The organism is Mycobacterium sp. 852002-40037_SCH5390672, from assembly GCF_001665875.1.
Classification (GTDB): domain Bacteria; phylum Actinomycetota; class Actinomycetes; order Mycobacteriales; family Mycobacteriaceae; genus Mycobacterium.
Genome location: NZ_LZTA01000038.1, coordinates 269757 through 279292, shown reverse-complemented (window position 1 = coordinate 279292; position 9536 = coordinate 269757). Strand labels below are relative to the sequence as shown.

Below are 9536 nucleotides of genomic sequence, written 5' to 3'. Positions count from 1 at the left end.
GCCGTTCGATCTCTACAACGGCCCACCCGGTTCCGTGAGCGAGTGTAGGCGGTGGCCCGCGCATGTCTGCGAAGGTGATCGCCCCGGAGGGTTATCTTGGTCTCGCCGCCAGCGTGGCCGCAGCCGTTCAAACCGAGGAGGACGAAGTTTTGCGCATCGGGAAGATTACGATCGGCGCACTCGATGATTGGACGCTGACCCCTGGCTCGGTCACCTCATGGCACCCGACGGCCGCGGCAATCGAAAAAGCCCGGCAAGCACCAGTGAGCGCTGTGCCGGTCAGCCATATGCAGGGCCAACATCTTCGTAACTACTGTGAACGGACGGCCGCGGGGCTGAATTTCTCCCGGCAGATCATCGCTACCTGCGAACTGCCGGGGATGTGCGATGTTCCCGCCATGAACCACGCTGTCAACGCGTACCTGCGTCGGCATGACACGTTCCGCAGTTGGTTCGAGCACATCGGTAACGGAGAGTTCGTCCGCCATACCATGAGCGATCCTGCCGATATTGAATTCGCGCCGATCGAGCACGGCGAGATGACGGCTGACGAAATACACGCTCACGCCGTGGCCATCCCGAGCCCGCTGGAGTGGGGCTGCTTCACCTTCGGGATTATCCAGAGCGAGAGTCACTTCACTTTCTTCGCCGCCATGGATCATGTCCACGGGGACGCGACGTTAATAGGCACCACGATGATGGAAGCCAACGGCATGTACACGGCGTTGAGCGGAGGCGGTGAGGCCCTTGCGCTTCCCGATGCCGGCAGCTTCGATGATTTCTGCACCCGCGAACGCGACTACACGTCAACGCTGACCGTTGATTCGCCCGAGGTGCGCGCGTGGATCGACTTCGCCGAGAACAATAACGGTGGCTTTCCCGAGTTCCCGCTCCCGCTGGGTGACCCGCGGGAGTCCAGCAGCAGCGACATGACCTCGGAACTCCTGATGGACGCGACACAGACGGAGCGATTCGAATCGGCCTGCGCGGCGGTCGGCGCGCGCTTTGTCGGGGGGCTGTTCGCCTGCCTCGCCCTGGTGGAGCACGAATTTACCGGGGCTCTTACGTATTACGCGCTTACTCCCAGGGATTCTCGCAAAGCCACGGACAATTTCATGACGCAAGGCTGGTTTACCGGTTTGATTCCCATCACCGTGCCCATAGCTGCGGCCTCTTTTGGCGATGCCGCGTGGGCGGCGCAGACTTCCTTCGATTCAAGTCTGGACATGGCGAAAGTTCCCTACTATCGCGTGTTGGAACTGGCGCCGTGGCTGCGCTGGCCACGACCAAACTTTCCGGTGTCGAACTTCTTTCATGGCGGCGCTGCTCCGCTCAACGCCATTCTTGCCGCAGCCGACCTAGGGCTTGCGAACAATATCGGAATCTATCCTGACGGCCGGTATTCATATCAACTGACCATTTATATCTTCCGGTACGGCGAGGGTACGGTCATGGCGATCATGCATCCCGACAACCCGGTCGCCCGGAAGTCGGTTGTCCGCTACATGGAAGCGATGAAGTCGGTCTGCGTGCGGGTCGCCGGCAGCGGGAGTTGGGGACGCGTCGCGTAGCGTGGAGCACTTCGATGGCTCGTGAGGCGAAATTGCGTGGTTTAACCGGGCTCGGGCGAGTATGGCCGAGTGTCGCCGGCGGGCACACCCGACTGCGAAACCCGGGGATGAGGGCGGTATGCGACGGCTAGCCGATTCTGTGGTGCGGTGGCCCTGGGTAGTGGTCGGGATCTGGGTCGCGATTGCGGTCGCGCTACCGCTGACTTTTCCCTCGCTGGGCGAGATGGCCGAGAAGCATCCGCTCGCTATCCTGCCCAGCGATGCGCCATCGAGCGTCACCGCCCGAAAGATGACCGAGGCGTTTCACGAATCGGGCTCAGAAAACCTCCTGTTGGTGGTCCTGACCGACGACAAGGGGCTCGGCCCCGCCGACGAAGCCGCTTACGGCAAACTTGCGGACGCGCTGCGCCGGGACACGCGCGATGTGGTCATGGTGCAGGATTTCATCAGCACACCGGCGTTGCGCTCTGTCGTTACCAGCAAAGACCACAAAGCGTGGGTGGTACCGATCGGCGTTGCGGGTGAGTTGGGCACTCCCGGCTCGTACGCGGCTTTCAACCGGATCGGCGACGTCGTCAAACTCGCCGTCAGCGGCACGCCGCTGAGGGCGAACCTTACCGGCCCCGCAGCGACCGTCGCCGACCTCACGGTCGCGGGCGCTCAAGATCGGATGCCGATCGAGCTGGCGATCGCGGTGCTGGTGCTCATCGTCCTGCTGGTGATCTACCGCAGCGCGGCCACGATGCTGCTGCCGTTGCTGACGATCGGGATATCCCTGGTGATCGCGCAGGCGGTGGTAGCGGGCTACTCACAACTAACCGGCGCGGGCGTCTCAAACCAGTCCGTCGTGTTCTTGAGCGCCATAATGGCCGGCGCCGGAACGGATTACGCAGTCTTTCTCATCAGCCGGTATCACGACTATTTGCGGTCGGGTGCGACTTCCGATCAGGCCGTCAAGCGCGCGATGTTCTCGATCGGAAAAGTGATCGCCGCCTCCGCCGCCACCGTCGGCATCACGTTTCTCCTCATCAGCTTCGCCCAGATGGGAGTCTTCAAAACGGTTGGGGTGTCGGCGGCGATCGGGATCGGAGTGGCATTCCTCGCCGCGGTGACGTTGCTGCCGGCAGTGCTGGTGCTTGCGGGGCAGCGTGGCTGGGTCACGCCACGGCGCGAGCTGACCGCCCGGTTCTGGCGGCGTTCGGGCATCCGCATCGTGCGGCGACCGAAGGTCAATCTGATTGCCAGCGTGCTTGTGTTGATCATTCTGGCCAGCTGCGCCGGCCTGGTGCGTTACAACTACGACGATCGCAAGGCACTGCGGTCTTCCGCCCCGAGTTCCGTCGGGTACGCGGCGCTGGACCGTCACTTCCCGGTGAACCAGTCCATTCCGCAGTACATCCTGGTCCAATCACCGCATGACCTTCGCACGCCGAAGACCCTTGCGGACCTGGAACAAATGGCGGACCGAGTCAGTCAATTGCCGAACGTTGCTGCAGTCAGCGGCATTACGCGTCCCACCGGGAATGTGCCAGAACAGTTCAGAGCCACCTATCAGGCGGGCGCTATCGGCACCTTGCTGGCCGGCGGATCCACCCTGATCAAAGACCACACCAATGACCTCAATCGGCTGGTAGATGGGGCCGGTACGCTGGCCGACAACCTCGGCAACATGCGGGGCCAGGTCATCCAGCTGGCCGCCAGCGTGCAGGAGGTGGAGAACGCCTTCTCGTCGACGAAGAACCAGTACACCGGCGACGCGCTGGTGAAAGAGGTCGACATCGCGGCCCAGCTCGTCGACCATGTCAACGCGCTCAGCAATGCGATGGGCTGGAACTTCACAGCGGCCAAGAACATGTTCGCTTGGATCGGCCCGGTGCTGGCGGCGCTGCAGGGTAACCCGCGATGCGACGTCGACCCGTCGTGCAGCACCACCCGCGGGACATTTGAGCAACTGGTTGGCGCACGCGATCAAGCAGACCTAGACGCGATCAATGATTTGGCCCACCAACTGCAGGAGTACCCGGACAAACGGGCGCTCAAAGCGTCGACCGACCGTCTGCGTGCCGCACTGGCGAAGCTCACCAACGTGCTGCATTCCCTGGGGATGGATAAGCCCGGTGGCCTACAGACCAACCTGAACAGCTTGCAAGATGGCGCAAACCGATTCGCCGGTGGGAGCCGCCAAGTGGCCGACGCAGTGGCTCAAGTGGTCGACCAAGTCAAACAGCTCGGCAGCGGACTCAATGAGTCAGCGGCGTTTTTGTTGTCGCTGAAACGCGACGCGGCACAACCGGCTATGGCCGGGTTCAATATCCCGCCCCAGCTGCTGCACCTGGCGGAGTTCCAGAAGGCCGCCAAGGCTTTCATTTCGCCCGACGGCCACTCCGTGCGGTACCTGGTTCAAACCAAACTCAATCCGTTCAGCACCGAAGCGATGGACCAGGTCAACGCGATCGAAGCGGCCGCTCGAGGGGCCCAACCGAACACCGCATTGGCGGACGCCACGGTATCGATGGCGGGATACACCGTCGCCCTGAAGGACACGCGGGATTACTACCAACACGATATCCGGTTCATCATCGCGGTAACCCTCTTGGTCGTGCTGCTGACCTTGATCGCGCTGCTGCGCGCGATTGTTGCGCCGCTGTATCTTGTTGCCTCCGTGGTCATTTCGTATTTGTCGGCAGTAGGTATTGGCGTGCTCGTATTCCAATACGTACTGGGCCAGCAATTACATTGGAGTGTTCCCCCGCTGGCGTTCGTGGTGTTGGTCGCGGTGGGGGCCGACTACAACATGCTGCTCGTCTCACGAATGCGGGAGGAGTCTGGACACAGCGTGCGTTACGGCATCATCCGGACCCTGGGTTCGACGGGCGGTGTCATCACCGCGGCAGGTCTGATCTTCGCAGCCTCGATGTGCGGTCTCTTGTTCTCCAGCATCAGCACCGTGGTCCAGGGTGGTTTCGTGATCGGGGTGGGAATTCTGCTGGATACCTTCTTGGTTCGCACCATCACGGTTCCCGCCATCGCCGCGTTGGTCGGACGGGCGAACTGGTGGCCATCCCCAGTGGGCGTGCGACGGCGGCCGTTGTGGTCGCCGGAGGGACGCGCCGACCCGCGGCCCGGTTAGCACCCGCACGTGATGTATGTGACACTACGAGGCGAATCCGAGCGGTCAGGACTAGGGATGAAGAAACTACTCGCCGGAGTTGCGGCGCTGGTAACCGTCGGTGCCACAGGGTGTTTCGGCGTCAACACCGCGACGGCAGACGATGCGCCCATCGGCGGTCCGCCGACCCCCGGGGCGCCGGGTGACCAGACAGCGTTCGCCCTCGGAGGCGCTCACGTTGCGGGCATCCCCTACGACGAGTACATACGTCAGGAGGGCGCCCAATGGTTCCCCGGCCAGAAGCGCCAAATCGTCCCCTATCCGGCGGGCCAGATTCAGGGCCACGTGCTGGAGCGACTCTTCCCGGGCATCGGCAAGATCGACGAGCAGTTCCCGGGCCTGGGTGTGGACGGCCCCAGCATCGGCGAGTCTGTCGTCGAGGGAATCGGCAACCTCGATGCGGCGATCCGCACCGGACGCCCGGGTACGGCGATCGGCTTATCCGAGGGCGGGTTCGTCGTCGACGGCGAGCAGGCTCGGCTGGCGAATGACCCGGCCGCTCCCCCGGCGGACAAACTGAACTTCGCCACATTCGGTGACCCGATTGGGCATCACGCCTTCGGTCAGAGCTTTTTGACCGCCATGTTCCCGGTCGGCAGCGTTGTTCCCGCTCTGGACTACACCATGCCACCGACGTATGAGAGCCAGTACGACACGAACAGGTTCGTGGCTGCGTACGACTTGATCGCGGACTTCCCCGATCGGCCGGACAACATGTTCGCTCTGGCCAACACGCTGCTGGGCCTGGCCACCGGTCACACGGCGGTGGCCTTCACGAACCCGAGCATGGTGCCGCCCCAGAACATCAGGACGACGACGAACTCCAGGGGCGCGAAAGACACCACCATCATGGTTCCGGAAAAGCACCTTCCGCTCGTCATGCCGCTGGCCTACCTCGGCATCTCGGAAGACACCCTGAACAAGCTCGACGCGATCCTGATCCCGCGGGTGAATGCGGGCTACGCGCGAAATGACGACCCATCGACCGCTCCGGTTCAGGTGGATCCCGTGCACGGCTTCGACCCAGCGCAAGTTATCGCGCCAGTCAACCAGGCGGCACTGGGCAGCGGCGACCCTCTTTCGCAGATCGTCAGCGGTGCCACGTCCGCGCTGTCCAACGGCACCGGCTGACAACGCGCCTATGTCTGGACCATCGATTCTCTCCATGCTGCACGGACGTGCCAGCCTGCGGCCCGACGATGTGGCGTACAGGTTTACCGATTACGACGACGACGCCGACGGTGTTCCCGAGAGTCTCACGTGGTCGCAAGTGTCCCGCCGGACATTCAATGTGGCGCGCGATCTCGGCCACCACGGGTCGGTCGGCGACAGGGCGGTAATTCTGGCGCCGCAGGGTCTCGACTACATTGCGGCGTTCCTGGGATCCATGCAGGCCGGGCTCATCGCAGTTCCGCTCCCGCTGCCGCATCGCGGTTCGAGCGACGAACGGGTCAGTGCGGTGCTCGCCGATACGTCGCCTTCGGTCGTTCTCACGACGTCCGCGGTCGCCGAAGATGTCGCCGAATACGTCGATCGGGCACGCATGGACGATGTTCCAAAGATCGTCGAAATCGATTCGATGAATCTGGACGCCGATGGCGGAACCAGCGTTCTGGCGGCCGATTTGCCTGACATCGCGTATCTGCAATACAGCTCAGGTTCGACCCGAACGCCGACCGGCGTGAAGATTTCGCACCGCAACCTCCAAGTGAATTTCGAGCAGCTGATGCGCAGCTTCTTCACCGAGTCCCACATGAAAGCCCCGTCGGACACCACGATGGTTTCGTGGCTGCCCTTCTACCATGACATGGGTTTGGTGCTGGGAGTCTGCGCGCCAATCCTGGGCGGCTGGCGCGGCGAGCTGATGAGTCCGGTTGCGTTCTTGGAACGGCCGGCCAGATGGGTGCAATCTCTGGCCAGGAATACTTCTTCGTGGTCGGCGGCGCCCAACTTCGCCTTCGACTTGGCGGCCCGCAAAACACGTGACCGTGACCTGGCCGGGCTCGACCTCGGCGGGGTGCTGGGCATCATCAGCGGTGCCGAACGCGTCGAGCCGGCCACCTTGAATCGCTTCGTCGATCGGTTTGCCCACTTCAACTTTCGGGACAACATGATGCGTCCGTCCTACGGCTTGGCGGAGGCGGTCGTCTTCGTGGCGAGTGGCACCTGGAGTGACTCGTCAACGGTTCACTTCGATATCGACGAGCTGTCCGCAGGTCGCGCTCGGCCCGGCGCGGCCGGGACCGGCTCATCGCTGGTGAAGTACCAGGTACCGCAATCACCGACACTGCGAATCGTCGACGGCGACACCAACCGCGAGTGCCCGCAGGGCGTGGTGGGCGAGATCTGGGTACACGGCGCCAATGTGGCCGAGGGCTACTGGCGCAAGCCGCCGGAGGAACAGCGCTGCTTCGACGCGATGCTCGTCGAGCCGTCGCCAGGTACGCCTGACGGACCCTGGCTGAAGACCGGCGACCTGGGTTTCGTCTACCAGGGCGGGCTGTTCATCGTCGGGCGTATCAAGGATCTGCTGATAATCCGTGGACGGAATCACCATCCCGAGGACATCGAGGCGACGGTCCAAGAGATCACGGGTGGCCGGGTCGCAGCGATATCGGTTCCGGTGAACAGTACCGAGAAGCTCGTCACCGTCGTCGAGTTCAAAAAGCGAGGCGAGTCCAACGAAGAGGCCATGCACTCGCTGACCTGCGTCAAACGGGACGTCACCTCGGCGATTTCCAATGCGCACGGCGTGAATGTAGGGGACCTCGTCCTGGTACCGCCCGGCTCGATCCCCACCACGACGAGTGGCAAGATCCGGCGCGCCGCCTGTGTCGAGCAGTACCACCGGCACCAATTCGCCCGACTGGACGCCTGAGCCGGGGGCGGCGGGCGCGCCTCCACAATGCCAATGTTGGTCACTGTCCTGGTGATGGCCGTTGCCGTCAGCGTCGAACCGTTCCGAATCGGCATGACCGTGCTCATGCTGAACAGACCACGTCCGGCGCTGCAACTGCTCGCGTTTCTGTCCGGCGGTTTCACAATGGGAACGGCGGTGGGTCTGGTCGTGTTGTTCGCCTTTCGGCGCAGGATGCTGGGCTCGAGCTACTTCGCGTTGCCCAAGGTGCAGATTCTGGTCGGTCTGCTGGCACTGACAGTCGCGGCAGTCGTGGCCGCGAATCTCCCCGCGAGGCTGGGCTCGCGGCCGACCAGATTGGCGACGCCGTTCCAGCGATTGCTGAGCCGGCATTCGCTGACGGTTGCCGGCATCGCCGGCCTGGGCATCGCATTGCCGTCGGTGGACTACCTTGCCGCGCTAGCCGTCATTCTCGCCTCGGGAGCGACCGCCCTGACGCAAGTCACGGTGGTGTTGATGTTCAACGCCGTGGCCTTCGCCCTCATAGAAATTCCGCTGCTGGCCCATCTGCTGGCACCCGAGGCAACCGCCAGGTGGGTGGCGGCGCTGCACGGCTGGATTCGATCGCGCCGACGCGTCGACGTTGCACTCGTGCTGGCCGCGGCCGGCTGCGCTTTCGTGGCGGTCGGCACGGCCGGGCTTTGACCTTTTCTGGAAACGCCGCGTTACCGCTGACTGATAATGAGTCCAACCGCACCGGCAAAGGAGCCGCGATGAGCAAGGCAAGCACAGACCGTCCACTGCGGGTGATCCAGTGGACGACCGGGAACATCGGTCGGCGTTCGCTGCACGCCATCATCGGGCGACCCGACCTGGAGCTGGCGGGGGTGTATGCCCATGGCGCCGACAAGGTCGGTGTCGACGCCGCCGAACTGGCGGGCTGGCCCGAGCCAACCGGGGTGCACGCGACGAACGACATCGACGCGCTGCTGGCCCTGGGCGCCGATGCGTGTTGCTATAACCCGTTGTGGCCCAACATCGACGAACTGGTGCGGCTGCTGGGATCGGGAGTCAACGTGTGCACCAGCGCCGCCTGGATCACCGGCGGCAAGCAGACACCACAGGACCGCAAGCGCATCGAAGACGCCTGCCAGAACGGCAATTCGACGATCTTCGGCAGCGGCGCGCATCCGGGGATGACGAACATGGTGGGCATGGTGCTGTCCGCCTCCTGTGAGCGCGTGGACGAAATCCGGATCACCGAATCGGTGGACTGTTCGACCTACGAATCGGCCGAAACCCAGACGGCCATGGGGTTTTCGCAAGATCCCGACACCCCGGGGCTGGCCGAAAACGTCCGGCGCGAAAGCGAGGTCTTTGCGGAATCGGCCGCGATGATGGCCGACGCGATCGGGGCGAAGCTGGACAAGATGACCTTCGACGTCACCTTCACCGCGGCCACCGAGGATTCCGATCTGGGCTTCATGAAGATTCCCGCGGGAACTGTCGGCAGCGTCTACGGCTACCACCGCGGCTGGGTCGGCGAGCGCAACGTCGTCAGTGTCGGGTTCAACTGGACCATGGGCAGTCACGTCGTCCCGCCCAAGCCGCTGGAGCACGGGCACGTCATTCAGGTGTTCGGGTTGCCCAACATGCGCACCGTGTTGCACTGCTTGCCGCCGAAGGACTGGACCGAGCCCGGATTCATGGGATTGGGAATGATCTACACCGCGATGCCGGTTACCAATGCCGTCCCGGCTGTGGTGGCCGCCAAGCCCGGGATCGTGACACTGGCGGATTTGCCGCCCGTCACCGGCCGCTTCGCGCGATAGCGGGTATGCCCTTCGCCACAACCGGCGGCCCCGGGAGGAACGCTTGCGTGCACTAAGGTTAGTATCCCTAACTGAGCAAATGTTCCGTTGACATTGGTGTCGTCGGC

The 9536-nt window shown here is 63.5% G+C and carries 6 protein-coding genes; all 6 read left to right on the top strand.

Annotation, left to right across the window (positions count from 1 at the left end; translation table 11 throughout):
* Positions 1-149: 149 nt before the first annotated feature.
* The 6 genes from A5782_RS06650 (at position 150) to A5782_RS06625 (ending at position 9429) form a co-directional block, all read left to right on the top strand.
* A complete protein-coding gene (locus tag A5782_RS06650) occupies positions 150-1571 on the top strand; it encodes a condensation domain-containing protein (protein ID WP_067097044.1) in 1422 nt (473 codons plus the stop codon).
* A gap of 118 nt (positions 1572-1689) precedes the next feature.
* On the top strand, positions 1690-4701 hold the full coding sequence (locus A5782_RS06645) for an RND family transporter (protein WP_082942805.1): 3012 nt from the start codon (positions 1690-1692) through the stop codon (positions 4699-4701).
* A 57-nt stretch (positions 4702-4758) separates the two neighbouring features.
* Positions 4759-5871 (top strand): acyltransferase PE, encoded by a 1113-nt coding sequence (gene pe, locus A5782_RS06640; RefSeq protein WP_067096777.1) that lies wholly within the window; start codon positions 4759-4761, stop codon positions 5869-5871.
* A gap of 10 nt (positions 5872-5881) precedes the next feature.
* Positions 5882-7618: an AMP-binding protein gene (locus A5782_RS06635; protein WP_082942804.1), complete on the top strand. Its 1737-nt coding sequence runs from the start codon at positions 5882-5884 to the stop codon at positions 7616-7618.
* 33 nt (positions 7619-7651) lie between these two features.
* Complete coding sequence (locus A5782_RS06630; protein WP_067096770.1) at positions 7652-8302, top strand: GAP family protein; 651 nt, start codon at positions 7652-7654, stop codon at positions 8300-8302.
* A 68-nt stretch (positions 8303-8370) separates the two neighbouring features.
* Entirely contained in the window at positions 8371-9429 is a 1059-nt protein-coding gene (locus A5782_RS06625; RefSeq protein ID WP_067096767.1) for a dihydrodipicolinate reductase, read from the top strand.
* The last annotated feature ends 107 nt before the right edge of the window (positions 9430-9536 follow it).

Excerpts from the sequence above, each read along its gene's own strand:
- A5782_RS06645 (WP_082942805.1), top strand. The coding sequence starts at position 1,690 with ATGCGACGGCTAGCCGATTCTGTGGTGCGGTGGCCCTGGGTAGTGGTC.
- pe (WP_067096777.1), top strand. The coding sequence starts at position 4,759 with ATGAAGAAACTACTCGCCGGAGTTGCGGCGCTGGTAACCGTCGGTGCC.
- A5782_RS06635 (WP_082942804.1), top strand. The coding sequence starts at position 5,882 with ATGTCTGGACCATCGATTCTCTCCATGCTGCACGGACGTGCCAGCCTG.
- A5782_RS06630 (WP_067096770.1), top strand. The coding sequence starts at position 7,652 with ATGTTGGTCACTGTCCTGGTGATGGCCGTTGCCGTCAGCGTCGAACCG.
- A5782_RS06625 (WP_067096767.1), top strand. The coding sequence starts at position 8,371 with ATGAGCAAGGCAAGCACAGACCGTCCACTGCGGGTGATCCAGTGGACG.